Source organism: Catenulispora sp. GAS73 (genome assembly GCF_041262085.1).
In the GTDB taxonomy this organism is placed as follows: domain Bacteria; phylum Actinomycetota; class Actinomycetes; order Streptomycetales; family Catenulisporaceae; genus Catenulispora.
Genome location: NZ_JBGCCM010000001.1, coordinates 60,675 through 86,307, shown reverse-complemented (window position 1 = coordinate 86,307; position 25,633 = coordinate 60,675). Strand labels below are relative to the sequence as shown.

22 protein-coding genes and 1 pseudogene are annotated in these 25,633 nt (G+C 70.6%); 12 read left to right on the top strand and 11 right to left on the bottom strand.

Annotated features, from left to right (window positions below; translation table 11 throughout):
- Positions 1–16 precede the first annotated feature (16 nt).
- Positions 17–2,602 (bottom strand): PQQ-dependent sugar dehydrogenase, encoded by a 2,586-nt coding sequence (locus ABH935_RS00345; protein ID WP_370375700.1) that lies wholly within the window; start codon positions 2,600–2,602, stop codon positions 17–19.
- A gap of 251 nt (positions 2,603–2,853) precedes the next feature.
- Here ABH935_RS00345 and ABH935_RS00340 point away from each other — a divergent pair, with 251 nt between their 5' ends.
- Genes ABH935_RS00340 through ABH935_RS00310 form a run of 7 tightly spaced genes read left to right on the top strand, consistent with a single transcriptional unit; the run spans position 2,854 to position 10,155 of the window.
- The gene (locus ABH935_RS00340) at positions 2,854–4,050 is read left to right on the top strand and encodes an inositol-3-phosphate synthase (RefSeq protein WP_370375699.1); all 1,197 of its coding nucleotides are present in this window, start codon (positions 2,854–2,856) and stop codon (positions 4,048–4,050) included.
- Positions 4,050–5,273, top strand: coding sequence for an SCO3242 family prenyltransferase (locus ABH935_RS00335; RefSeq protein WP_370375698.1), 1,224 nt, complete (start codon positions 4,050–4,052; stop codon positions 5,271–5,273). Before ABH935_RS00340 ends, ABH935_RS00335 begins: the two co-directional genes overlap by 1 nt.
- Positions 5,270–6,106 (top strand): sugar phosphate isomerase/epimerase family protein, encoded by an 837-nt coding sequence (locus ABH935_RS00330; protein ID WP_370375697.1) that lies wholly within the window; start codon positions 5,270–5,272, stop codon positions 6,104–6,106. The genes ABH935_RS00335 and ABH935_RS00330 overlap by 4 nt, the downstream gene beginning before the upstream one ends.
- Positions 6,103–6,714: an EboA domain-containing protein gene (locus ABH935_RS00325; protein WP_370375696.1), complete on the top strand. Its 612-nt coding sequence runs from the start codon at positions 6,103–6,105 to the stop codon at positions 6,712–6,714. The genes ABH935_RS00330 and ABH935_RS00325 overlap by 4 nt, the downstream gene beginning before the upstream one ends.
- Before the next feature lie 41 nt (positions 6,715–6,755).
- Positions 6,756–7,616 carry a TatD family hydrolase gene (locus ABH935_RS00320; RefSeq protein ID WP_370375695.1) on the top strand — a complete coding sequence of 287 codons (861 nt, stop codon included), beginning with the start codon at positions 6,756–6,758 and terminating at the stop codon, positions 7,614–7,616.
- 2 nt (positions 7,617–7,618) lie between these two features.
- The gene (eboE, locus tag ABH935_RS00315; protein WP_370375694.1) at positions 7,619–8,788 is read left to right on the top strand and encodes a metabolite traffic protein EboE; all 1,170 of its coding nucleotides are present in this window, start codon (positions 7,619–7,621) and stop codon (positions 8,786–8,788) included.
- Entirely contained in the window at positions 8,785–10,155 is a 1,371-nt protein-coding gene (locus ABH935_RS00310; protein ID WP_370375693.1) for an alkaline phosphatase family protein, read from the top strand. Before eboE ends, ABH935_RS00310 begins: the two co-directional genes overlap by 4 nt.
- Before the next feature lie 61 nt (positions 10,156–10,216).
- Here ABH935_RS00310 and ABH935_RS00305 read toward each other — a convergent pair whose 3' ends face one another.
- Positions 10,217–11,383, bottom strand: a complete 1,167-nt coding sequence (locus ABH935_RS00305; RefSeq protein ID WP_370375692.1) for a glycoside hydrolase family 105 protein — start codon at positions 11,381–11,383, stop codon at positions 10,217–10,219.
- A gap of 246 nt (positions 11,384–11,629) precedes the next feature.
- On the opposite strand from ABH935_RS00305, the gene ABH935_RS00300 reads away from it, so the two are divergent.
- The gene (locus ABH935_RS00300) at positions 11,630–11,869 is read left to right on the top strand and encodes a hypothetical protein (RefSeq protein ID WP_370375691.1); all 240 of its coding nucleotides are present in this window, start codon (positions 11,630–11,632) and stop codon (positions 11,867–11,869) included.
- Between the two features lie 34 nt (positions 11,870–11,903).
- On the opposite strand, the gene ABH935_RS00295 is transcribed toward ABH935_RS00300, so the two are convergent.
- Entirely contained in the window at positions 11,904–12,731 is an 828-nt protein-coding gene (locus ABH935_RS00295; protein ID WP_370375690.1) for an SAM-dependent methyltransferase, read from the bottom strand.
- A gap of 122 nt (positions 12,732–12,853) precedes the next feature.
- On the opposite strand from ABH935_RS00295, the gene ABH935_RS00290 reads away from it, so the two are divergent.
- Positions 12,854–13,750: a helix-turn-helix domain-containing protein gene (locus ABH935_RS00290; protein ID WP_370375689.1), complete on the top strand. Its 897-nt coding sequence runs from the start codon at positions 12,854–12,856 to the stop codon at positions 13,748–13,750.
- A 38-nt stretch (positions 13,751–13,788) separates the two neighbouring features.
- On the opposite strand, the pseudogene ABH935_RS00285 reads toward ABH935_RS00290, so the two are convergent.
- From ABH935_RS00285 to ABH935_RS00275, 3 genes and pseudogenes are all read right to left on the bottom strand, one after another.
- Positions 13,789–14,789: pseudogene (locus ABH935_RS00285) on the bottom strand (aldo/keto reductase).
- 68 nt (positions 14,790–14,857) lie between these two features.
- On the bottom strand, positions 14,858–15,007 hold the full coding sequence (locus tag ABH935_RS00280) for a hypothetical protein (protein ID WP_370375688.1): 150 nt from the start codon (positions 15,005–15,007) through the stop codon (positions 14,858–14,860).
- Positions 15,008–15,125: 118 nt separating this feature from the next.
- Complete coding sequence (locus ABH935_RS00275; protein WP_370375687.1) at positions 15,126–16,103, bottom strand: aldo/keto reductase; 978 nt, start codon at positions 16,101–16,103, stop codon at positions 15,126–15,128.
- Between the two features lie 178 nt (positions 16,104–16,281).
- Between ABH935_RS00275 and ABH935_RS00270 the strand changes: the two genes are divergently transcribed.
- The gene (locus ABH935_RS00270) at positions 16,282–18,528 is read left to right on the top strand and encodes a hypothetical protein (protein WP_370375686.1); all 2,247 of its coding nucleotides are present in this window, start codon (positions 16,282–16,284) and stop codon (positions 18,526–18,528) included.
- Between the two features lie 253 nt (positions 18,529–18,781).
- Positions 18,782–19,636 (top strand): hypothetical protein, encoded by an 855-nt coding sequence (locus ABH935_RS00265; protein WP_370375685.1) that lies wholly within the window; start codon positions 18,782–18,784, stop codon positions 19,634–19,636.
- 49 nt (positions 19,637–19,685) lie between these two features.
- On the opposite strand, the gene ABH935_RS00260 is transcribed toward ABH935_RS00265, so the two are convergent.
- Positions 19,686–20,525, bottom strand: coding sequence for an SDR family NAD(P)-dependent oxidoreductase (locus ABH935_RS00260; protein ID WP_370375684.1), 840 nt, complete (start codon positions 20,523–20,525; stop codon positions 19,686–19,688).
- Between the two features lie 46 nt (positions 20,526–20,571).
- Positions 20,572–21,432 (bottom strand): MaoC/PaaZ C-terminal domain-containing protein, encoded by an 861-nt coding sequence (locus tag ABH935_RS00255; protein WP_370375683.1) that lies wholly within the window; start codon positions 21,430–21,432, stop codon positions 20,572–20,574.
- Between the two features lie 99 nt (positions 21,433–21,531).
- Here ABH935_RS00255 and ABH935_RS00250 point away from each other — a divergent pair, with 99 nt between their 5' ends.
- Complete coding sequence (locus tag ABH935_RS00250) at positions 21,532–22,005, top strand: SCP2 sterol-binding domain-containing protein (RefSeq protein ID WP_370375682.1); 474 nt, start codon at positions 21,532–21,534, stop codon at positions 22,003–22,005.
- A gap of 94 nt (positions 22,006–22,099) precedes the next feature.
- Here ABH935_RS00250 and ABH935_RS00245 read toward each other — a convergent pair whose 3' ends face one another.
- The 3 genes from ABH935_RS00245 to ABH935_RS00235 all read right to left on the bottom strand — a co-directional run bounded on the left by ABH935_RS00245 (position 22,100) and on the right by ABH935_RS00235 (position 25,522).
- The gene (locus ABH935_RS00245; protein WP_370375681.1) at positions 22,100–23,488 is read right to left on the bottom strand and encodes an FAD-binding oxidoreductase; all 1,389 of its coding nucleotides are present in this window, start codon (positions 23,486–23,488) and stop codon (positions 22,100–22,102) included.
- Positions 23,489–23,497: 9 nt separating this feature from the next.
- On the bottom strand, positions 23,498–23,863 hold the full coding sequence (locus ABH935_RS00240) for a VOC family protein (RefSeq protein ID WP_370375680.1): 366 nt from the start codon (positions 23,861–23,863) through the stop codon (positions 23,498–23,500).
- A gap of 123 nt (positions 23,864–23,986) precedes the next feature.
- Complete coding sequence (locus tag ABH935_RS00235) at positions 23,987–25,522, bottom strand: MFS transporter (protein ID WP_370375679.1); 1,536 nt, start codon at positions 25,520–25,522, stop codon at positions 23,987–23,989.
- Positions 25,523–25,633 lie beyond the last annotated feature (111 nt).

The following is a 25,633-nucleotide window of genomic DNA, read 5'->3' as shown; positions in this document are numbered from 1 at the left end:
CCTGCTCAAGCGGGCGTCACTGGGTGGTGAGTGCCGTGTCGTCGAGGACGAAGTTGGTGGTGCCTCCGTTCTTGTCGGTCTCTGTGCCGGTGAACTTCAGCGTGATGCTCTGTCCCGCGTAGGCGGACAGATCCGCGGTGTGCTGCGTGTAGCCCGAGGCCTTGTTCAGGTTGGAGAAGGTGCCGAGCGTGCCGAGCACCGTGCCGGCCGGGTTCAGGGCCTGCACCGTGAAGGTGTCGGGTTTGGCGGTCGTGGTCTTCTCGGTCGTGTCGACGTGCAGCCAGTAGGACAGCGTCGCCTTGCATCCGGAGGGGACCGCGACGGTCTGCGAGATGCTGTCGGTGTCCTTGCTCCCGTTCCCGTCGAACCACGCCACATAGGAACCCGAGTGAGCCGGTTCCGCCGACGTGGCCTTGGTGATCGGGCTGAGGTTCAGGGTCGAGGTCTGCGCCCAGCCGGTCGCCCCGGACTCGAAGCCCGGGTTCGTCAGCAGCTGCGCCGACGAGCACGTGCTCGGCGTGAACGTCGCGGTGTACGTCGTGTCGGCGGTCGGGGTGACGGCGTGCGTCTGCGCGCCGCCGTCGGACCAGGAGGCGAAGGTCTGCGCCGTGCCTGAGGCGTCGGTCTGGTTCGGCGCGGTCAGGTGCAGCTGGTAGCCGGCCCACGAGGTGACGGTCGCCGGGGTGGTGACCGCGCCGCCGGGATCCACGTCGTCCTCAGCGATCCCGATCTTCAGCCCCGACGGCTGCGAGGCGAGGCTGATGTGCACCAGCTGCGGATTGAAGTCCTGCTCGATCGTCTGCGTCACGCCGTTGGAGTCGGTCCCGGACAGACAGACCAGCAGCCGGCTGTTCCCCTTGATCGCCGAGAACTGCTCCGCCGGCGGTGCGACGAACGAGGTCGCCCCGTCCCCGGCCACCGGGTCCAGCACCGGGTGCACGTGGTTGATGTGGAACAGCCACACCTGCCAGGTCAGCGCTGAAGCGGGGAGGGTGGTGCCGTCGCCGGCGACGGCGGAACCGGACGGGGTGTAGGTCTGGCCGACGGTGAAGGTGCTGGTCGGGGTCGGCGAGGCTATGGTCAGCGCCGGTGGCGCGTCGTCGGTGCGGACCGTGCCGGTCGCCGGCGCGGACGTGCCGCCGGCACTGTTGGTCACCGTCAGTTTCGGCGTGAAGTTGCCGACCGTGGTGTACGTGTGGGAGGTCGTCGGCGTGGTGGTGGTCGCCGTGGCGCCGTCGCCGAAGTCCCACTTGTAGGTGAGCGCGCGGCCGTTGGGGTCGCTGCTCGCCGAGCCGTCGAAGGACACGGTGAACGGCGGCTTGCCCGCGGTGGTGGCGTGGGTTGAGCAGTAGTTGAGCAATCCGGTGGCCGCGTTGGTGGTGAACGAGGCGTTCGGCGTCGTCGTCCCCGACGTCACCTTGTGCACGGTGCCGCCGATCAGGTCGGTGTAGTACAGCGCCTGCTGCGTGCCGGTCCCGCCCGGGTTCTGCGGTCCGAACCACATCGAGATCCCGGCCGCTCCGGCCGAGAACGTCTTCAACCCGGTGCCGCTGGTCCCGGTGGCGTTGATCAGGTACTGGTTCTTCTTCACGTAGTCGCTGAACAGGTAGTCACCGTTGTAGGACGCGTTCCACGCCCCGTTCGGCACGAACGCGCCGCCGGTGATGGACGCGCGGCCGCCGCCCATGTTGTCGGGGTAGGAGAAGTACGGGTCGACGTACTTCGGGTTCGACGGGTTGCACGGCCCCTCGCAGTTCGGCCAGCCGTAGTTCCCGCCGGCCTTCAGCAGGTCGATCTCCTCGGTGGTGTTCTCGCCGACGTCGTTCACGAAGATCCGCGTCCCGGAGGCGTTCGGGTCCTGGGCGATCCGGAACGGGTTGCGGAAGCCGTAGGCGTAGATCTCCTGGCACTTGCCGGAGGTGATGGGACCGGCATTGCAGCGGGCCGTACCCGAGCCGCTGAACGGGTTCCCGGCCGGGATCGAGCCGTCCGGCTTGATCCGCAGGATCTTGCCGTTGAGCTTGGTCAGGTCCTGCGCGGCCTGGTTCGAGGGGTCGCAGCCCTCCAGGCAGTGCCCGTCGCCGACCGAGACGTACAGGTCGCCGTCCTTGCCGAAGACCAGGTCGCCGCCGTTGTGGAAGCCGTCGCCCTGGATACCGTCGATGAGCACCTTCTCGCTGCCCGCCACGACGTGGTTCGTGGCGTCCAGGGTGAACCGCGAGACGCGGTTGAAGCAGCTGCCGTTGGTGCTGTGGCTGTAGTACACGTAGACGAAGTCGTTCGTGGCGAACGCGGGATCGACCGCGACGCCGAGCATCCCGCGCTCGTCCTGGCCGGGCTGCTTGGCGCAGACGAAGCCGGATCCGTCGAGCGCGAGCGTCTGGACGCCGGCCGTGCTGTACGCGTAGAGCTGGCCCGGCTTCGTGGTGACGAGCATGCGGCCGTCGGGGGTGAAGCTCAGCCCGACCGGCAGCGTGACGGTGGCGACGACGGTGTCGGAGAAGCCGGTCGGCGGCGTCGCGACCGCGTTCCCCGCCACGGCGTACACCCCGAGCAGCGTCAGGGCCGCAGCCAGCGCCGATCTCAGGAGCAGGCCTGTCATCCGGGGTCTTTCCAGCCTTGGCCTTTTCACGTTCCGATCTCCTCACCCGGTGGGTTCCGACGAGTTAGGAAAGATTACTAACGAGAAGCGCTGGGAAATATATGAGATACCTCCTGGTCCGTCAAGGGTCTGATTCGCCTGCTCCGGTGGCGCTTATCGGGCGTTGACGGGTCTGGAGGGCGGCGCTACCGTGCCATCTGGTTAGGAAAGTTACCTAACTATCAATCGGAGGGCTGTCGGAGGGTGCGACGATGACGTTCTCGGACGCGGACGAGATCCCGGCGGCGATCGGTGTCTGGCTGGTGGGCGCCCGCGGCTCGGTCGCGGTGACCGCGATCGCCGGGGCCGCCGCGCCGCGGGCCGGGCTGCTGGAGCCGATCGGCTGCGTGACGGCGGCGCCGGAGTTCGCCGCGGCCGGGCTGCCCGACTACGCGGACCTGGTGTTCGGCGGGCACGACATCAGCGGCGTCAGTGTCCTGAAACAGGCCGAGGAGCTCGTCGCCGACGGCGTGCTCCCAGCCGGGATCCCCGAGGCGGTCGCCGACGGGCTGCGCGCGGCCGATGCCGCGATCCGGTCCGTGCCGCTGCCCGCCGACGACGTCCGGCCGGTCCGGGAGCGCATCAGGGGCCTGATCGCCGACATCGAGGAGTTCCGGGACGCCCGGCGGATGCGCCGGATCGTGGTCGTCAACGTGGCCTCGACCGAGCCGCCGAGTCCGGAGCAGCCCTGGCACCACAGCCTGGCCGAGCTGGAAGCCGCGCTGGACCGGGACGTGGCGGAGCTCGCGCCGAGCACGCAGTACGCCTACGCCGCGATGCGGGCCGGCTGTTCCTACGTGGACTTCACGCCGTCGACCGGCGCGCGACCGCCCGCCCTGGACGAGTTGGCCCGGTCGGTCGGCGTCCCCTACGCCGGCAGCGACGCCAAGACCGGCGAGACGCTGCTCGTCTCCGCGCTCGCGCCGATGTTCACCGCGCGCGCCCTGCGCGTCCGCTCGTGGTCCGGGACCAACCTGCTCGGCGGCGGCGACGGGGCGACCCTCGCCGACGCCGGAGCCGCGGCGAGCAAGACCGTCTCGAAACGCCGCGGCCTGGACCGGCTGCTCGGCGCGCCGGTCGAGGGCCGCACGCACATCGACAATGTCCCCACGCAGGGCGGATGGAAGACCGCGTGGGACCACATCGGGTTCGAGGGCTTCGGCGGCGTCCGGATGACGATGCAGCTCACCTGGCAGGGCTGCGACTCGGCGCTGGCCGCGCCGCTGGTGCTGGACTTGGCGCGGCTGCTGGCCAGGGCCCACGACAGCGGCGCGGTCGGCGCGTTCGCCCCAGCCGCGTTTTTCTTCAAGGACCCGGTGCCGGCCGGCCCGGGGGAGGATGTCGAGTACCGGCTGGCGAGCCAGTACGACGCGCTGCTGGCGTGGGCCGCGTCGGTGGCGGGCTGCTGATGGTCGATAACCGGGCGGCCGAGATCAGGGCGGCCGGCGTCAAGGCGGCCAGCATCAAGGCAGCCAGCATCAGGGCGGCTCGCATCAAGGCGGCCGGCATTAGGGCGGCCGGCATCAGAGCAGCCGGCATCAGGGCGGCTGGCGTCAAGGCGGCCGGCGTCAGGGCACCCGGCGTCAGGGCGGCCGGCGTCAGGGCGGCTGGCGTCAGGGCGGCTGGCGTCAAGGCGGCCAGCATCAGGGCGGCCAGCATCAGGGCGGCTGGCACCAGGGCGGCTGGCACCAGGGCGGCTGGCACCAGGGCGGCTGGCACCAGGGCGGCTGGCGTCAAGGCGGCCAGCGTCAAGGCCGTCGATATCAGGGCACTGGTCGAGCTGCTCCGGGCCCCGGCGGCGTTCAGCGTGCCCGGCGACGTGTTCGCCGGAGCCGCCGCGGCCGGGCGGCCGATCGGCGCGCGGGCCTGTGGCACTGCGGCCGCCTCGGTGTGCCTGTACTGGGCCGGGATGGCGCTCAACGACCATGCCGACCGGTTCGTCGACGTGTTCGAACGGCCCGAGCGGCCGCTGCCGTCCGGGCGCGTCCGGCCCGCGACCGCCCTGGCGATCGCCGGGGGCCTGACCGCCGCCGGACTCGGCATAGCGGCGCTGTCCGGGGGAGTGCGAACACTGACGGTCGCCGTCCCGCTGGCCGGAGCTGTATGGGGATACGACCTGGCCTTCAAGGACCGGACCTGCGGCCCGGCCGTGATGGCCGCCGCCCGGAGCCTGGACGTGCTCATGGGCGCGGGCGTCGGAGCGCTGCGGGCCGCGGCACCGGCTGCGGCCGTCGTCGGCGCGCACACCCTGGCCGTCACCGTGCTCAGCCGCGGCGAGGTGCACGGCGCGTCCCGGCGTGTCGTCGCGACCACGGGGGCCTTGAGCGGCACGGCGGCCGGCGGCGCGATGGCCGTGCTCGGTCGCGGCCGACGATCCACGCCGCGACCTCAGCGTGCTCTCGCCACGGCGCTTGCTGGTCTGTACGCGTGGCGTTTCGGCGGCGCGCAGGCCGCGGTCGTCCGAGACGGCCGCGCCGACGTCGTCCGGAAGGCCGTGGGCGCGGGAATCATGAGCCTGATGCCGCTGCAGGCATCTCTCATCGCCGGTCGCGGCCAACCCCTCGCCGCGCTCCCGGTCGCCGCGGCCGGCCCGCTCGCGCGCCGCCTGGCCCGCAAGGTGTCCCCGACGTGACGCGCTTCGGCTACGGCACCAACGGCTTCGCCGACCACCGCCTCGAAGACGCCCTGGCGATCCTGGCCGACCTCGGCTACGACGGTGTCGCGCTGACCCTGGACCACCAACACCTGGACCCCTACGCCGACGGCCTCGCCGCGCGCGTCTCGGCGCTGACCCGGCTCCTGGACCGGTTGGGGCTCGACGTCGTTATTGAGACCGGTGCGCGCTACCTGCTCGATCCGTGGCACAAGCACCAGCCGACGCTGGTGTCCGCGGAGCCCGAAGGCCGGGCGGCGCGCGTCGATCTGCTGACCCGCGCGGTGCGGATCGCCGCCGATCTCGGTGCGCAGGCGGTGTCGTTCTGGAGCGGGGCCGCATCAGGGGATTGCGACAGCGCGACCGCCCTCGACCGGTTGGCAGCGGGCTGCGAGACGGTGCTCGCCGTGGCTCAGGACGCGGGCGTCGTCCTCGGCTTCGAACCGGAACCGGGCATGGCCGTCGACACCCTCGACCGGTTCGCCGAACTGCGCGAGGTCCTCGGCCGCCCCGACGGGTTCGGCGTGACGTTGGACATCGGCCACTGCCGGTGCCTGGAGCCGGTCCAGGTGGCCGACTGTGTCGGGTGGGTCGCTGACTTCCTGGTCAATGTGCAGATCGACGACATGCGCCGAGGCGTGCACGAGCATCTGGAGTTCGGCCAGGGGGAGATCGACTTCCCGCCGGTACTGCGGGCTTTGTCAGAGGCCGGATACACCGGCCTGGTCTCCGTCGAGCTGCCACGCCATTCCCACGCCGCTGTGCGCGTGGCGGCCGAATCGCTGACGTTCCTGCGGAAGGCGGATGGATGACGGCGCCGATATCAGTGCACGATCTCGAAGCCGCGTTCTCGGTCGGCGCGCCGGACCGTGCGCGGGAATGGCTCGCCTGCGCGCGTCGGCAGGTTGCCCGCGACCGGGGCGAACTTCAGATGCTGTTCCCCGTTGCCGCCCGGGCCTGCGGTCGCGCGCCGCTGCCGTTGTCGGACGGTTGGAGTACCGACGACGCAGCCCGCGTGCTCGTGCTGGCCGCGATGGCGTGGCCGGACCTCGACGAGCTTCGCGGCCTCTACGACCACGGCGACGCCGACGAGAAGCGCGCGGTCCTGCTGGCCCTGGACTTCATCGAGATCGGTGACGGCGGGCTCGCGATCGTCGAGGACGCGTTGCGCACCAACGACACCAGGCTCATCACCGCATCCCTCGGTCGCCACGGGGCATCGCGCCTGACGCCGGCCGCGTATCGGCAGGCGGTCCTCAAGTGCGTGTTCTGCGGCATCCCGCTGGCCGCGGTGTCCGGGCTGGATGATCGCGCCGACGCGGAGCTGGCCCAGATGCTGGAGGACTTCGTCCGGGAGCGGTCCGTGGCCGGGCGCGCCGTTCCCGACGACGTGCGGTCGATTCTCGCTCGATTCCCCTGACTTCCCTGAGACCCCTGACTCCCTTGCCTTAGGAGCCGCTGATGCGCATCTTCGATCCGCACATCCACATGACTTCGCGGACCACCGACGACTACCAGGCGATGGCGGCGGCCGGCATCCGGGCGCTGGTCGAACCCGCGTTCTGGCTCGGTCAGCCGCGGACCTCGGTCGGCAGCTTCGTCGACTACTTCGACGGGCTGCTCGGCTGGGAGCCGTTCCGCGCCGCGGGTTTCGGCGTGCGGCATCACTGCGCGCTGGCGCTGAATCCCAAGGAGGCCAACGATCCCCGCTGCCGGGAGGTGCTCGACGTGCTCGACCGCTACCTGGCCAAGGACCGGGTGGTCGCGGTCGGGGAGGTCGGCTACGACTCGATGACGCCGCAGGAGGACGAGGTGTTCGCGATCCAGCTCGACAAGGCCCGGCGGCACGACCTGCCGGTGCTCGTGCACACACCGCACCGGGACAAGCGGGCCGGGACCCTGCGCAGCCTGGACGTCGTGCGCGAGTCGGGGCTGCCGCCGGAACGGGTGCTGCTCGACCATCTCAATGAACTGACGGTCGCGCCGGTGCTGGAGGCGGGGTGCTGGGCCGGGTTCTCGATCTATCCGGACACCAAGATGGACGAGCGCCGGATGGTCGCGGTCCTGCGGGAACACGGGACCGAGCGGATCCTGGTGAACTCCGCCGCCGACTGGGGACGCAGCGATCCGCTCAAGACCGTCCGCACCGCCGAGGCGATGCTCGCCGCCGGATTCGACGACAAGGACGTGGACCGGGTGCTGTGGCGCAATCCGGTTGAGTTCTACGGCCAGAGCGGTCGCCTGGTGCTCGACGAGGAGCCGGATCCGGTGGCCGAGAGCTTCCTGGGCAGCTCGGTGCGGCGTGGAGAGGTGGGGGAGTAGCGGTGCGCTTGCGTCATGCCGACGGCACTGCCGTGCATCTCGGGTACTGCGCGAACGTGCACCCCGTCGAGGACGTCGCCGGTGTCCTGGCACAGCTCGCGGTGTATGCCGAGCCCGTGCGGCTCTCGCTCGGGGCCGATCGGCTGGGTATCGGGTTGTGGCTGGCCCGGGACGTCGCCGCCGGACTGGCCGCGGATTCCGGCGCGACCGCGCGGCTGGCCGCCGAGCTCGCCGCGCGCGGCTTGGAGGTCGTGACGCTCAACGGCTTCCCCTATTCGGGGTTCGGGGACGCGGCGGTGAAGTACCGGGTCTACCAGCCGGACTGGTCGGATCCCCGACGTGCCGAGTACACCGCCGACCTGGCCACGGTCCTGGCCGGGCTGCTGCCCGGCGACGCGGCCCGGGGGTCGATCTCGACGCTGCCGCTGGCGTGGCGGGATCCGTGGCCTGATTCGGCGCGGGATGCGGCCCGGCGGCACGTGGACCTGGTCGGCGACCACCTCGCGGACCTGGCCGCGCGTACCGGCGCGGTGATCCGCGTCGGGTTCGAGCCGGAGCCGGGCTGCGTGATCGAGCGGACGGAGGAGGCGGTGACGGCGCTGGCCGGGTTCGATCCGGCGCACTTCGGCGTCTGCGTCGACACCGCTCATCTGGCGGTCGCGCACGAGGATCCCGCTCTGGCGTTGAAGATGCTGGCCGATGCCGGGATCCCGGTGGTGAAGCTTCAGGCGTCGGCCGCGCTGGAGGCGTCGCAGCCCTCTGATCCGGCGACGCTGAGCGCCTTGGCGTGCTTCGCCGAGCCGCGCTATCTGCACCAGACCCGTGAGTCGGTGGCCGGCCGACTGCGCGGCACCGACGATCTCGATGAGGCGTTGCGCGGCGACCGCCTGCCCAGGGCGGCTCCGTGGCGGGTGCACTTCCACGTTCCGCTGCACGCCGAGGTCGCCCCACCGCTGGCCGGGACGCACGAGGTGCTGATCAGAACACTGACGGAGTTGTTCGGCAGCGACACGGCGGTGACCGACCACGTCGAAGTCGAGACCTACACGTGGCAGGTGCTGCCGGCCGGCTCGCGCCCTGGAAACGACCTGGAGCTGGCGCTGGGGATCGCCGCGGAGGTGGCGTGGGCGCGGGCCGAGCTCGTGCGGGCCGGGTTGGAGGCGGAGTCGTGACGCTGGTGGTGCTCGACGTCGTCGGGCTGACGCCCCGGCTGCTCCGGCACACGCCGGCGCTGCGGTCGGTGGCCGACACCGGGTTCCAGGCGCGGTTGACGCCGTCGTTCCCGGCGGTGACGTGCAGCGTGCAGGCGGGGATGCTGACCGGGGCGGAGCCGGCGGAGCACGGCATCGTGGGCAACGGCTGGTACTTCCGCGAGCTCGGGGAGCCGCTGTTGTGGCGGCAGCACAACCGGCTCGTCGGCGGCGAGCTCTTCTGGGACGCGCTGCGCCGGGAGCGGCCCGTGGCGACCGTGGCGAACGTCTGCTGGTGGTACGCCATGGGTGCCGCGACGGACTGGACGGTCACGCCACGGCCGGTCTACCGCGCCGACGGACGCAAGGACCCTGACTTCTACGCGCGGCCGCCCGAGCTGCACGACGAGCTGACCAGGCGGCTCGGGGACTTCCCGCTGTTCCACTACTGGGGGCCGACCGCGTCGATCAAGTCCACCCGGTGGATCGTGGCAGCGGCGGGGCGCATCCTGCTGGCGCATCGGCCCGACGTGCTGCTGGTGTACGTCCCGCATCTGGACTACGACCTCCAGCGCTACGGGCCCGACGATCCTCGGGCTGTCGCCGCCGCGCGCGAGGTCGACGGGGCTGTCAGACCACTGATCGAGGCCTGTCGCGCGCGGGGGGACGACCTGCTGTGTGTCTCCGAGTACGGCATCACGCCGGCCTCCAGGCCGGTGCACGTCAACCGGGCCCTGCGCGCCGCCGGGCTGCTGGAGGTGCACACGCAGGACGGCATGGAGTACTTGGATCCGTGGACATCCCGCGCCTTCGCGGTCGCCGACCACCAGATAGCGCACATCTACGTCGCCGACGCCGCAGACCTGGCACGGGCCCGCGCCGTCGTCGCGGAGCTCGACGGCGTCGACGAGGTACACGGCGCGGTGGGCAAGGAGAAGTTGCGGATCGACCACAAGCGCGCCGGCGAGCTCATCGCCGTCGCCGAGCCTGACGCCTGGTTCACGTACTACTACTGGCAGCACGACGACCGGGCTCCGGACTTCGCGCAGACGGTCGAGATCCACCGCAAGCCTGGCTACGACCCGATGGAACTCTTCTTCGACCCGGAGAACCCGAACGCGGCCCGGATGCGTGCCGCGAAGGCGCTGGCCCGCAAGAAGGCGGGGCTGCGGTACCGGATGGATGTCGTCGGGCTCGACGCCTCGGCGGTGCGCGGGTCGCACGGCCGGTTGCCGGACAGCGCGGAGGACGGTCCGGTGCTGTTGTGTTCGCGGCCGGAGTTCGAACGGGAGGGGTTCGCGGCGACCGATGTGAAGGGCCTGATGCTGGGGCTCGCTTCGCGGCGGTGACGCGCACCTCCGACCGGTACCGAGCCACTGCTCGGTACCGGTCGGAGGGCTTCGGCGTGTATCAGGATCCTGTTGGTGACCGCAGCTGCTCATTCATGATCAGGAACGAGCCAAGACCGTGGAAGTCGTTCGTGGCCTGTGTTCGCCCGATGTAGTACGCGTAGTTGCCGACATTCGTCCCGATCGAGATCGTCGTCAGGTTCGTCAAGCCGTTGCTCCCGATCGAGAGCCGCGCGAGCACGCCGTGGTAGGCCTTCTGGGCCAGCGCGGCGTAGTGCGAGTCGATGTAGCCCTGTTGGGCGCCTCGCGAGAGTGTGTAGGCGTTCATGCTGGAACACGAGGTCTCGGTCCAGTTGCCGGCGCCGGTGGGCTTGTCGATGACCTGGAACCAGCGGCCTGTCGCCGGGTCCTGGTAGTTCTGCAGGCCCGCGGCGAAGCGGTTCAGGTCGGTGAGCAGCGTGGCCCGGCCCGGTTGGGTGGTCGGGACGTCGTCCAGGGCGGTGACCACCGCCATGCCGTACCAGCCGTTCGCGCGGCACCACTGCTCCGCCGACAGGCCGGTGGTCCGGTTGGCCCAGCTCGCGGTCTTGGACTCGTCGTAGGCGTGCTGGAGCAGGCCGTCGGGCTGCTGGAGGTGGTTCGCGTAGACGGTGAGCTGCTTGACCCCCTCGGCCTCGCTGGACGGGTCGTTGAACTCCTTGCCGTACTCGACGAGGAAGGGCACGACCATGTACAGGCCGTCGTCCCACAGCTGGTGCGCGCGGGAGGAGGTGTCGGCGTGCCAGAACCCGCCGTCGGCGGTGCGCGGGTAGCTGTCCAGGCGGTGCCGGATCGTCGCCGCCGCGACCGCGTAGCGGGACTGGCCGGTCTCGTGGTGCAGGATGATCAGCAGCCGGCCGGCGAGCATGCTGTCCAGGCTGTTGAAGCTCTGGTTGATGGTGCCGTTCGAGGAGACGAAGCGGTCGACCCAGCTCTTCAGATACGTCAGATACGACGCATCGTGGGTGCGCAGGTAGACCTGGTACTGGCCGTACAGGTACAGCCCGACGGGGTACGACCAGCCGCCGATGGAGGCCGGGGTGAAGCGCTGCATCGTGGACTTGACCACGGCCACCGACCAGTCGGTGGTCGCCGCGGCCCGGGCCGGCACCGCGCCGGCGGCGGCAAGGACGGTGGCCAGGAGCATGAGCAGGGACTGTCGTAGAACACGGAGTCTGGATCTTCGCATATCAGGACCCTTCCGACACGTCGACGGAATCGCCATACGATATACGATGTATCCGCTCAGGGAATTCCTGTCAAGGATCCTTACACGTTTTTCGTGCAGAGAGCGGCGAAGTGGTGGGTCGGTGAGGCGGGTCGCCGGGTTCGGCGAGCCCCGCGCGGTGGCAGGGTTCTGCATCGATGCGGGGCGGGTATCACCCCGGGCGGGGTGGCGATCGTCCGGTGGGCCGCCCGAGCCTGGAGGCCCGGCATGGCCAAGTGGGACCGCGATGGCACCGACGAGCTACTGCGCAAGTGGCGCAGGCAGGAGAAGCGGCGCAAGCGCGTGGCGTTCTTCTTCAGGCCGGTCAGCTGGCTGTTCAACGGGTCGCCCGGACTGGCCATGATCGTGATTGCCGCATTCGTGCTGGCTTCGGCGTTCTTCCTGGGCGCGCTCGCAGGAGCGTGCCAGCCGCCGTGCAGAAATACCTGCGTCCAGGGTCCCGGCTAGACTACTGACGGGGCGAACGTCGTCTGATGCGGCCCTAGTCCCGCTTCCGGGCCGTCCCGCCCCAGACCCCGACATCGGTGGGCTCGCCGAACGGGTTGGGATCCGGCCGCCACAGCTGGATCGGCACGATGCCGGGCTCCACCACATCCAGCCCGTCGAACAGTCCGACGATCTGCTCGGGCTCGCGCAGGTAGTACGGCGCGCCGCCGCTCTCGTTGTAGAGCGCGGTGGCCTTCGCGTTCGCCTCGTTGGTGACGGCGCTCTCGTTCAGCGCCAGATAGCTGCCCGGCGGCAGCGCTTGCATCAGGGTGTTGACGATCGACCTGGCCTGGGCGTCGCCGTCGGCGTTCGACACGTGGCCGAGGACCTGCATCAGGATCAGCGCGACCGGCTCGTCGAAGTCGAGGGTCTTGCGCGCCTCGCGGATGATCGTGTCGGGGTCGAGCAGGTCCGCCTCGATGTACGCGGTCGCCCCGCGCGGGTCGCTGATCAGCAGCGCGTTCGCGTGCGCCAGGATCAGGGGATCGTTGTCGACGTAGACGATGCGGGCCTCGGGGTCGACGCGCTGGGCGACCTCGTGGGTGTTGTCGGCGGTGGGCAGGCCGGTGCCGATGTCCAGGAACTGGCGGATGCCCACTTCGCCGGCGAGATGCCGGATGACGCGCCCGAGGAAGTACCGGGAGAGCCGGGCCAGGTCGAAGATCCCCGGATAGACGGCGGCGAACTGGTCGCCGGCCTCACGGTCCACCGCGTAGTGGTCCTTGCCGCCCAGCCAGTAGTTCCAGACCCGCGCCGAGTGCGGCACGGTGGTGTCGATCCTGGGTATGTCCTGCGCCTCAGGGATCTCGGGCTCGCCGGTCATCGTGGCTTCTTTCTATCTCCGGGCTCTGACACTCTTATTCCTAACACAGATTCCCGGCGCCGTGCGTGTTCGTGGGTTGAGGGGTTGTGGGTACAGTGGTGCGTGCACGGAAGGGGGCGCAGATGGCGGCCGATCGCGGTGAACAGGCCCTTGACAACAGCCTGGGAAACCCGACGGTCCCTCGGATCCTGTTGGGGGCCGAGTTGCGCCGTCTGCGCACGGCCGCAGGCATCAGCAGGGGCGCGGCGGGCTATGCGATACGCGGCTCTGATTCGAAGATCAGCCGCATGGAGTTGGGGCGGATCAGCTTCAAGCCGCGCGATGTCGCGGACCTGCTGACTTTGTACGGGGTCTGCGACGAGTCCGAGCGCGCCATGCTGCTGGAGCTCATGGACCAGGCGAACGCGCAGAGCTGGTGGCACGCGTTCGCCGACGTCGTTCCCACCTGGTTCGAGGCGTACCTCGGCCTGGAGGACGCGGCCTCGGTCATCCGCTGCTACCAGACCCGCCTGGTCCCCGGCCTGTTGCAGACCGAGGACTACGCCCGCACCGTGATCCGGCTGGGGAATCCGACGGCCGATCCGGTCGAGGTCGAGCGCCGGGTGGCGTTGCGGATGAACCGTGCCAGGGTGCTGCGACGGTCGCGTCCGCCCAAGGTGTGGGCGGTCCTCGACGAGGCCGTGCTGCGCCACTCGCCGGGCGGGCGCGGCGAGCCGATGCGCGGTCAGGTGGAGTATCTGCTGGAGCTGTCCCGGTTGCCGCACGTCACGGTGCAGGTGGTGCCGTCGCACCGCGGCCCGCGCTACGCCGACGCCGGTGCCGGGCCTTTCAGTATCCTGCGTTTCCCGGAGGCGGCGCTGCCGGACATCGTCTATCTTGAGCAGCTCACCAGCGCCACCTACCTGGACAAGGCCGAAGACCTCGACGTCTACGCGACAGTCATGGATCAGTTGTGCTTGGACGCGATTCCGGCTCCCGACACGGCCGGGCTCTTCACTGACGTGATCAACAGGCTGTAAGAGCGCTTCAGGCGACTCGGTAGCGGCGACTCAGTAGCTCAGTAGCCTGACGGCGTGCCGTAGTACGTGGGCTTGCGCGGCGTGTAGTGCTCTTCGAGCGCGGTTACCTCATCGTCGGTGAGCCGGAGGTCCAGAGCGGCGGCGGCGTCGGTGAAGGGTGAGGCTTGGTCGCCCCGACGATCGGCGCGGCCACGACCGGGTTGCGCAGCACCCAGGCCAGCGCGACCTGGGCCATCGGCACGTCGCGGGCCTCGGCGATCTTCTGGACCGCGTCGACGGTGCCCTGGTCGCTGTCCAGGAACAGCGGCGTGCCGATCGAGTCGGTCTTGGGGCTGCTCTGGCCGCGGGTCGTGGACGTCTCACCCCAGGGCCGCGTCACCAGGCCGCCGGCCAGCGGCGACCACGGGATCGAGCCGACGCCCTGGTCGGCGAGCAGGGGGAACATCTCGCGCTCCTCCTCGCGCATGATCAGGCTGTACTGGTCCTGCATGGAGATGAACCTGGTCCAGCCGTGCAGCTCGGCGGTGTACTGCATCTTCGAGAACTGCCACGCCCACATGCTGGAGGCGCCGAGGTAGCGGGCCTTGCCGGCCTTGACGACGTCGTGCAGGGCCTCCATGGTCTCCTCGACCGGCACGTTCGGGTCGAAGCGGTGGATCTGGTACAGGTCGATGTAGTCGGAGTCCAGGCGCTTGAGCGAGGCGTCGACCTGCTCGAACACCGCGCGCCGGGACAGGCCGCGGCCGCCGGGGCCCTCGCCCATCGGGGCGAAGAGCTTGGTGGCCAGGACGACGTCCTCGCGCTTGGTGTACCGGCGGATCGCCTGGCCGGTGATCTCCTCGCTGGAGCCGCGGCCGTAGACGTTGGCGGTGTCCCAGAAGGTGATGCCCAGCTCCACGGCTTGCCGGAAGATCGGGTCGGCCTGGTCCGCGTCGAGCATCCAGGCGCCTTGGCGGCCGCCGCCGGCGGCGAAGCTCATGCAGCCCAGGGCGATGCGGCTGACTTGGAGGCCGGAGGTTCCGAGGCGGGTGTACTGCATGGGGGTCCTTTGCTGTCGCGGGGGTGTTGTCGTCGCACACCGGCGGTGGCGGCGGTGGTGGTGGTACGTCAGTCAGCCGCGCGGTCGGGGACGACGCGCAGCGTGACCGGGTACGTCGCCGGCCCGGTGACGGCGCCGACCGGGCCGGGGCCGTAGCGGTCGTACTTCTGCGAGGCGTCGCCGATGGCGGACAGTTCGCGGCTGTTCCAGTTCGACACAGAACAATCCTTACTGGATGCGCGCCGGTCGGCTACCGGAGCCTCAGCCGGCGGTCGGCCCGGCCGGGTCCGGAGTGCCCGCCGACCAGCCGGGCTCCGGGCTGATTCGGCCGGCAGCTCAGCGGTTGATGAGCTTCTGCATGGCTTCCGGGTAGCGGTCGCCGGTGAGCTCGAACGCCGCGGCGGCGTCCTGGATCTCGGCCAGGTCCTCGCTGGTGAGCGCGACTTCGGCGCCGCCGACGTTCTCCTCCAGCCGTTCGATGCGTCGGGTGCCGGGAATCGGCACGGCGTGCGGCTGTACGGCGAGGATCCACGCGATCGCGACCTGCCCGGGCGTCGCGTCGTGGCGCTCGGCGACGACGCGGAGGAGCTCGACGAGGCCCCGGCTGGCCTGGATCGTCTCGTCGGTGAAGCGGGGGAAGATCGTGCGGCGGTCGCCCGCGCCGGACACGTCGGCGGCCGAGGTGATGCTCCCGGTGAGGAAGCCCTTGCCCAGCGGGCTGAACGGCACGAAGCCGATGCCGAGCTCCGCCAGGACCGGCAGGATCTCCTGCTCCGGCTCCCGCCACCACAGCGAGTACTCGCTCTGCAGTGCGGTTACCGGCTGCACGGCGTGCGCCCGCCGCACCACCTCCACCCCGACCTCGGACAGGCCGAAGTGCCCGACCTTGCCGGCCGCGATGAGCTCCCCGACCGTCCCCGCGACGTCCTCGATCGGCACCTCGGGGTCGACCCGGTGCTGGTAGAGCAGGTCGATGTGATCGGTGCGCAGCCGGCGCAGGGACCCGTCGACGACCTCCCGAATGTGCTCGGGCCGACTGTTCAACCCGTTCAGTCCCGCCGGCCGCCCATCCGCGACCTCGAACCCGAACTTGGTCGCGATCTTCACCTGATCCCGCACCGGCGCCAGCGCCTCCCCGACGAACTCCTCGTTCGCCCACGCCCCGTATACCTCAGCCGTGTCGAAGAAGGTCACACCCAGATCGACGGCTCGCCGAATCACCGGCAGCGCGTCTTCCCGCGTGAGCAGGCTCATGCATCCCAGCCCGACCGCGGAGACCTCCAGCCCGCCGCTGCCCAGGAGTCGCTTGTCCATGTCGGTGTCCGCCTTCCCAGTTTGATCGCATTTCGATCTCAATGCCATCGAACACGCCCGATGCGCCGTGTGGGAGGCCCTGGTACTACCTGTCACGCGATACCTGTCAGGGCGCGGCGTGGGACGACGGTAGTTGTACCGGCATTGACGTCGGGAAGTACTCCCTAGAGTGCTGTGGATGATCAGGCTTCGCAAGATCCGTCGGCGGGACGCGGGGGTGGACGGCGCGGAGGCGGCGAAGCCGGCCGATGGCGGCCGCCGCCGGGCCGATCTTGTGCCGACCCTCGATGCGCTGCACTCCGTCCCCTACACGGACGCCCGCGCGTTCGTCGCGACCCTGCCCGATCGCGAGCTGGGCGCGGCGATCCGGGACGCGACGCTGCCCCTCGCGGTCGCTGTCACCGACCACGTGCTCGCCGCCGCTGCTTCCGCTGCCTCTTCTGTCTCCGAAGCTGTTGTCGCGCTCGCGGAGGCCGCGCCGGCGGGTCGGACCGTCGCGGGATCCGGCACCATCATCAGGGCTCTGCTCCGCCTCGTGAATCCCGAGGTCGACAGGACCCTGTTCCTCGCCCCGGCGTCGGCCGTCTGGCCGGCGCGATACGCGATCATGGTGGACCGGCGGGGACGGGAGGGGCGGCCGGTCATCGACACGCTTCTGGCCGCGCTGCTCCTGACGGCGCTCGATGCGCGGGTGGACGCCGGGCCCAGGGGCGGCGTTCCGCCCGGCGAGCTGGTGGACGCCGCGGCCGTCGCCGACGATGTGCCCCTGGCGCGTGCCGCCCTGGATGCCGCGGTCCGGCTGGGCCGTCCGTCGGCTGCGCAATACGCCTTGGCCACCCTGTTCGAGAACGGATTGCGGAGCGATGTGTGGCCCGGCGTGCGCGCGGCAGTCGAGCAGCACGCCCGAGGTAAGGCGAGCTCCGCGCAGATGAATTGGCAGCAGGTCTTCCGGATGGGTGAGGGGGCCGACCCGATCCGGCGCGGTGGACTGGCATCCATGCGCTACGGCACGAGGGACTTCTTCCAGGCGTTGCAGGAGGAGGACAGGACCCGATTCCACCGCCTGACTCCGGATTGGGACGCGCTGATCCGTCGAGCACAGGACGTTCTGGACTCGGCCCGCTACACCTGGGATTCCCACGGCGACTTCGACGTGGACGCGGCTGCGATGCGCGACGACATGCCCGCGCAGGTGCGGTCAGTCCTCGAAGACTGCTACCCCCGCGCGCTGTGGCTGAGGCCGCGGCCCGACATCGAAGACCTGCGCCGGGCCCTGGCCGCCGCGGACCGGCTGCCGGCGATCGACCGCCACGCGGCGCTCGCCGAGCTCGTGCGGCGCGGCCTGGTGACCGGGTCGCTGGACGCGGCCGACGTGGTCGCGACGGTCCGGCCGGCCGCCGAGACGCTGGCGTTGCTGGTACCGGGCAACACCGCTGCGCATCACTGCTTCGACCTGGGACGGTACGCGATACCGGAGCCCGGGCTGGCATGGGTGGCAGACCGGATACGCGCGCAGGCGGCAGCGGCCCTGTCGGCCCTGGGGGAGGAGCCCGCGGCATGGGGCGCGCTGTGGGGCAGGGCTCTGTCCTGGAGCGGGACCCTGCCGGAGTTGGTGGCGTCGGTGGCCGGTGGCGCGTCGGCGGCACCCGGCCGGCAGCCGTCGGCACCGGCTTCGGCGACGCGCCAGGCACGCACCGTCGACCCGGTCGTGGCCCTGGTGTCCCTGGCTCCGCCGGCCGTGCTCGCGGACATCCTGCGCGCGGTGCCCGACGACCGGTACATCGCCGGCGCCGTGGCACAGATGCTCGATCGCAGCCCTCTGGCACCGATCCTGACCGAGTTCGCGTTCGGCCCGCAGGGCACGCCGGACATGCGACGCAGCCTGGCGCACAACACCGCGACCCACGTGAACACGCTGTGGCGCCTGGTGCTCCGCGAACCCGCCGAGACGAGGGTCCTCGCCGAGATCTTCACCCGCCGCAGCGCCACCGACGACCTGCGCCTGGCAGCGCTCATGCGCTCGCACGCCGCCGGCGGCCTGCACCCGGTACTGGCCGCCCACCTGCGCAAGACCGCTCCCGGCGCCGACGCCGTCGCCCCGGCCCTCGCCGCCGGCGATCCGGAACAGATCCACGCCGCCCTGGCCCCGGTCATCAGGACCGTCGACTCCAGTCACCGCACCCTCGCCTACGCGGCGCTCGCCGCGGCCACCGGCCCGGAAGCCGTGTGGGCGCTGGAGCTGGCGCGGGTCGGGACGCTGGCGAAGGCCGAGCCGGCGGTGCGGGCGTCGATCGCGGCCGGCGACGCCGCCGCGCTGATCGCGGTGGTCGAGGATGTGCGGGCTCTGATGACGGCGAAGCGGCGCGTACTTGCCTCGGGCTCGGGCTCGGGCTCGGGCTCGGGCTCGGGCTCGGCTTCGGGCTGAGCCGGGTGTCGCAACAGGCAAGTGGCGAAACTCTGGCAGCGTCGCCATCGGTGCCCGGGTAATCTCGTGTCGGCATAAGAACGTTCAAATAGCGCCGACTCGGCGCTCAGCGAAGGTCCCAGGGGGTAGCGTGCGACTGGCACGGATGGTGCGAAGCGTAGCGGTCCTGGCAGTCGCCGCACCGCTCGCGGCCTGCGGGGGTTCGGGGTCGGCGGGTACGTCCGCGCAGCCCGGTTCAACGACCTCGCAGGTAATGCAGGCGCCTGCGACCGGAACCTCCGGTGCCGCGGATTCGGCGACGAGCTCGCTGCCGGCCTTCCTCACCCCCGCGGCACCGGTCAGCACGGCGGGCGGCACGTCGTCGCCGGGCGGCCAAGCGGTCGTCGTGCTCGCCCCGGCGCAGCCGGTCTCCGACGCGGTACTGAAGCAGATCGTCACGGTGCTGCGCGTGCGAACGGCCCGCATGGCCGGCGGCTCCGACACCATCACCAGCGCGAACGGACAGATCACGGTGACCGGGACCGCCGACCAGGCCGCGCAGCTGAAGGCGCTGGCAGGTCAGGGAACGCTGCTGTTGCGGCCGGTGCTCGGCGACAAGACACCGCTGCCAACGCCCTCCGGTGCCGCCGAGAAGAAGGCCGAAGACGCGTTCGGCGCCCTGGACTGCACCTGGAGCGACCCGACTAAACCGCTCGCCGCCGCCGGCGACTACCTCGCGGCGTGTGCGCAGAGCTCAGGCAGTTACGTGGGAATCCAGAAGTACCTGATGGGCCCGGCGGCCGTGTCGGGCAAGGACGTCAGCAGCGTCCAGGCCAGCCAGTCCAACGGCACCTGGGAGGTCGACATCTCCCTCGACGACGCCGGAGCCTCGGCGATGGCCACCCTGAGCGCCACGGCGGCGGCCGGGCAGGACTCCGACGGCACGAACCGGTTCGCCATCGTCCTGGACGACGTCGTCTACGAGGCGCCGACCGTCACCTCGACGATCACCGACGGCCAACTCCAGCTCTCCGGGACCAACCAGACCTTCGCGAACCAGGACGCCGCAGTGTGGAGCGTCGGTGCGATGCCGTTGCGGTTGGTGTCGAGCAGCGTCAGCGGAGGATGAGGCGCGAAGGGGCCGCCGGAAGGCGGCCCCGAAGCAACGAGCCGAAGAACTAGGACATCATCCCGATCCACTGCCCGCCGGTGACGTTCAGCACCTGGCCCGAAACGTAGTTCGACCACGGCGAGCACAGGTAGAACACCCCGCCGGCGGCCTCCTCCGGGGTTCCCGGGCGGCCCAAGGGGATCAGGAAGCTGGTGGCGCCGACCATCGCCTCAGGAATACCGAGCTGGACCGTCTCGCCGCCGATCTCCATGGTGTTGTCGTCGGTCTTGGCGGCGGTGAGGCGGGTCTCGATGTGGCCGAAGGCTACGGCGTTCACGTTGACCTTGAACTGGCCCCATTCCTTGGCCAGGGTCTTGGTCAGGCCGACCACCGCCGACTTCGCCGAGGAGTAGTTCGCCTGGCCGGCGTTGCCCATGGTGCCGCTGACCGAGGAGACGTTCACGATCTTGCGGAAGACCTCGATGCCCTGCTCGCGTTCCTTCTTCGCCGGGTCGCGGAAGTAGGGCGCGGCGGCTCGGATCGTGCGGAAGGGGACGACGGTGTGGATGTCCAGCATGCGCTGGAACCAGTCGTCGCTCATGGTGTGGATCGGCTTGTCGAGGGTGTAGCCGGCGTTGTTGACCAGGATGTCGATCTTGCCGAAGGTGTCGGCCGCCTTCGCCACCAGGGCCTCCGGGACGCCTTCGGCGGTGAGGTCGCCGGCGAACACCGCGGTGTCGGTGCCGTGGGCCTTGGCGATCTCGGCCGCGGTCGCGGCGGCGACGTCGCCGTCCAGGTCGTTGATCAGGACGCTGGCGCCCTGTGCGGCCAGCAGGTCGGCGGTGGCACGGCCGATGCCGCGCGCCGATCCGGTGACGATCGCGACCTTGCCGTCCAGGACTCCCATGTACTGCTCCTTGGTGGATGAGGTGATGGTTGTGTGTTGATAAGGCTCAGGGGCGGCGGAAGAGCGCCAGGCCGTCCTTGATCACTACTTGGCCGGCGTCGGAGGATGTTTCGAAGGCAAAACCCTGTGCCCCCGCCGCGGCCCATACCCGGGTGCTGATGTCCTGCCCGGGCAGCACCGGCCTGGCGAAGCGTACGGCGAGCCGCTCCAGGTTGCGAGGGTCGGCTTCGGCGACACGGTTTTCTTGGGCAATACAGATCACGGCGTGCGAGGCGAACGCCATCGTGCACAGCCCGTGGTTGATGATGCCGGGCAGGCCGACGGCCCGGGCGAAGTCCGGGTCCAGGTGGATCGGGTTGTGATCGCCGGACGGCTCGGCGTAGCGGACCGTCTGGTCCTCGTCCACGTGCTGCTTCGCCTCGCCGACCGGGGTCTCGGCGCGCAGCGTGTCGTCCAGGGCGTGCGGCGGGGCCTGCTCGCCGGCGCTCTGCTCGTCCTGCGCGCCGCGGAAGAACGTGGACATCCACTGCTCGTTGACCAGGTTGCCGTCGGGGGTGCGGGTCTCGGACTTCACCGCGACCACCACGCCGGCCGAGGTCTGGCGCACGCCCAGCGGTGCCGAGCGCGTCACCAGCTCCATGCCCGGGGTGATCTGGCGGTGGTAGAAGAAGTCCTGCTCGCCGTGGACCAGCATCATCAGCAGTTCCGGCGGGGCCACCGCCAGGACCGCCTCGGCGCCGGACTCGAAGGCCGGGACCACCGCGAAGACCGGCGGGGCCAGGTCGCCCGCGCGGTGCTCGGCGATCGGGTCGTTGGTCGCCGCGGCGTAGGCGGCGATCCGTTCCCGCTCGACCGTGAAGTGCTTCTGCTCGGTCCAGATGCCGAGCGCCTCCAGGTTGAAGCTCATTTCCGTTGCCCCCTTGCGGACGCCGCGCTGCCGGATCAGACTGTGACGCAACTGAACGTACCGTAGAATGATGTAACGATCCAGAGGGGAACCTTCACCATGACCGACACCTCCGGGACTTCCGGCCTGCCCGTCGAGCTCGCCGGCGCCGACCCGAACCAGCTGGCCGGCATGGTCGGCCAGCTCTCCGACGCCGAGCTGCGCGAGGTGCTGGCCGACGGCGCCCTGCGCGGCCAGGTGCTCGACGAGATCTTCCGCCGGATGGGCGACCACTTCCGCGCCGACAAGGCCAAGGGCCAGACCGTCGCGGTGCACTTCGTCATCACCGGCGGCCCGGACGGCGCCAAGGACACCTACCAGGCGTCCATCAAGGACGGCGTCTGCACGACGTCCAAGGAGCTCACCGAGCACCCGCGGGCCACCATCACCGCGGACGGCGTGCCGTTCCTGCGCCTGGTCACCGGCGGTGCCGGCGGTGTCGAGCTGTTCCTGAAGGGCAAGCTGAAGGTCGGCGGCGACATGATGTTCGCCGCGTCCGTGGCGGGGTGGTTCGCGATTCCGGGCGGCAAGTAGTCGATCATTGATAGGCGCGACGGCGCGCGGAGGGCCTCGGGGGGCCGTCTGCGCGTCGTCGCGCGCCATCTGCTCGACGACGCGCGTCAGCCGGCTACGCGGCCGGCTTGATGTTGGCGTTGTGGCGGAACACGTTCTCCGGGTCGTACTCGGCCTTGATCTTCGCCAGCCGCCGGTACTTGTCCGCCCCGTAGGCGGCCACGATCCGCTCCTGGTCGGGCTCCACCATGAAGTTCACGTAGCTCCCGGTGTCGCGGGCGAACGGCAACAGCGCCTCCCAGAACTCCTTGACCCACGCGGTGTCCGCCGCCAGCAGCTCCGGGGTCGGGGCGACGCAGGCGAGGTTCACCACGTAGCCGGGACGCCGGAGCCCGCCGAACGCGGTCGCGTCGTCGGCGACGTCGGTGTAGGCGCCGTCGATCGTGAAGACCGGGGCGAAGGACAGGGGAGAGCTCTTCTTTCCGGAGAACTCGGCCAGCACCTCGACCACGTCATCGGTGAGCTCGTTCAGATACAGCGCCCGCTCGTACGCCAGGATCCCGGGAGGCGCGGCGTCGTCGAGCATGGACTGCAACGCCGTGTAGGGCATCGGCGTGACGACGTCGAACAGCGGCGGCAGCTCCCGGCGCAGGGCGTCGACGACGTCGGCGTGATCCTCGGCCGCCCCGAAGCCCGCGATGATCACCGCGTGTCCGGGCGCCAGGTGGTACTCCTGCGGGACGAACGGCGCGGGCGGGGCGTTCAATCCGACGGCGAGCAGCGCGCCCATGTCCCTCGGCAGCTTCGCGACCGCCTCCCGTATCGTCCGAAGCGCCTGGATGCCCTGCTCTGCGGGCCAGAACAACAGCCCCATCTGCACCATCGGCCCGACCGGATGCAGCGCGAACCGGAACTCGGTGACGACACCGAAGTTGCTCCCGGCGCCCCGGAGCGCCCAGAACAACTCCGGATGCGAGTCCAGGGACGCTTCAACGGTCCGGCCATCGGCCAGCACCACCTGCGCCGAAACGAGATTGTCGATCGACAGGCCGTGGCCCGCGGTCAGCCAGCCGAAACCGCCGCCGAGCGTCAGCCCGCCGACGCCGGTGTGGCTGATCGTCCCGGCCGGCACCGCGAGGCCGTGCTCCTGCGTGGCGGCGTCGAGGTCGGCCAGCAGCGCGCCGCCCTGGCAGTACGCCGTTCGTGTGACGGGGTCGACCCGCACCGCGCGCAGGCCGCTCAGATCGACCGTGAGCGCGTCCGGCCAGACCGCGTTGCCCGCGAAGTTGTGGGCGCCTCCGCGTACTGACACGTCCAGACCGCGGGCGCGCGCCGCCGTCAGCGCCGCGGCGACGTCCTCCGTGCTCTCACACCGGGCCACCAGTGCGGGCCGGTGGTCGATCGCGCCGTTCCAGACCGCGCGAACCGTGTCGTAGTCGGGGTCGGCGGGGGTGACGACCCGCCCTGAGAATCCCGGGATCATGCTGCTGATGTGATCGGACATCTCGTGTCCTTACTCTTGGAGCACCGCCAGCCAGTTCCCCGCCGGGTCCTTGAACCAGGCGATCATCGGTCCGCCTCGCCGGCTGATCCCGTCCTCGTCGACGCCCGGCAGCAGCTCGAACCGCACGCCGCGATCGCCCAGGCTCTTCACCGCGGCCTCGATGTCGTCGACGGGGAAGTTCAGGATGGTGAAGGTGGCCGGCACGTGGTCCGGGCCCTTGGGGTAGACCAGGATCTCGGTGTCTCCGCCGACATGGAGGCGGAGCATGCCGTTGGCCTCGGTGACGGGGACGCCGAGCGTCTCGCCGTAGAACTTCTTCGCGGCGGGGATGTCGTTCACGGAGAAGCCGCTGAAGGCTTTCGTGTTCTCGAACATGATGCGACCGTACTCGCCGCAGGCGCGCGGTGCCCGTCCTGAAACGCCTCCGGGCCCGGTGTCAGGTCGTCCCTGACACCGGGCCCGGAGGAAAAGCGTGCGGCTATCTCACCGCACGCCGCCTCACGCGTCCGCGTGCACCGGCAGGATCGCGACGTGGTCGGTCTCCTCGGCGAGCTCGATCGCGTGCTCGTCGACCAGCGGCATCGCGTTCTTGCCCGGGAGCAGGAACACCGTCGCGATCGCGGCCAGCACGCCCAGCCCCGCGCCGGCCAGCAGCGCCGTGCCGAAGCCGCCGGCCAGCGCCTGCGCCGGGTTGTCGCCGGTGCCGAACAGGTGCGTGGTGCGGGCCGAGGCCACCGCGGCCAGGACCGCCAGGCCCAGGGCGCCGCCGATCTGCTGGGCGGTGTTCAGCAGGCCCGAGGCCAGGCCGGACTCCGCCTCCGAGGCGCCTGCGGTACCGGCCACGGTCAGGGCCACCCAGGCCATGCCGCCGCCCAGGCCGATGACGATCTGCGGCAGGAGCAGGTCGGTGACGTAGCTGCCGTTCGCCGGCATCCCGCTGACCCACAGCAGCCCGGCCGCCATCACGACCATGCCGGCGATGGTGGTGGCCTTGATCCCGACCTTGGCCACCAGCTGCCCGGCGGCCGTGGCGGCGATCATGATCGACACCGCGATGGGCACCAGGGACAGGCCCGACTTCAGCGGCGAGTAGCCCAGGACCTGCTGGGTGTACAGGGTCATGAAGAAGAACGCCGGCATCAGGCCCATGACCTGCAGCATCGAGGCGACGTTCGCCCCGCGCAGCACCGGCCGCCTGAAGATCGACAACGGCACCAGCGGCTGCTTGGTCCGCGACTCGATGAACACGAAGGCCACCAGCAGCAGCACGCCGACCGCGCCCAGGCCCAGCGTCTCCGGCGAGGTCCAGCCCACCTTCTGCGCGTTGACCAGCACGAACACGATTCCGGCCAGACCCGCGGTGACGGTGAAGGCGCCGGCCAGGTCGAAGCCGTTGCGCTCGCCGCTGGGCGCGCCCACCGGCAGGATGCGCGGCGCGAGCAGCGCCGCGGCGACGCCGATCGGCACGTTCACCCAGAAGCAGGCCTGCCAGCCGAACCAGTCGGTCAGCATGCCGCCCAGGATCAGGCCGACGGCACCGCCGGCCCCGGCCACGGCGCCCCAGACGCCGAGGGCCTTGTTGCGCTCGGCCTTCTCCTCGTCGGTGGAGTCCGGGAACGAGATCAGCAGCAAAGACAGCGCGGCGGGCGAGACCACGGCCGCGGCGAAGCCCTGGACGGCGCGGGCGCCGATCAGGAAGCCGGGGTCCGGGGACAGCGAGCCGGCCAGCGAGGCCACGGAGAACAGGATCAGGCCGCCCATGAACATCCGGCGGCGGCCCAGGTAGTCGGCCAGCCGCCCGCCCAGGAGCAGGAAGCCGCCGAACATCAAGGTGTAGGCGTTGGTGACCCAGGACAGGTCGGCCTGCTGGAAGCCCAGGCCCTTGACCAGGGACGGCAGCGCGACGCCGACGATGCCGGCGTCCAGGATCAGGACGAACTGCGTGACCGCGAGCAGCGCCAGGGCCGCCCCGCGGTTGATCGCGCGGCCGCCGTGCGGCGGGGCCGCGGCTGCGGTGGGTACAGCAGCTGACATTGGAGGCATCCCCTAAAAGCGGAAGGTGAAATACGGTTCCGGTTAACGACAGAGACAGTACCGGAGACGTCCCTCCGGTTGTCAAGTGGAACCGGAGGTCATCTTCCGGTT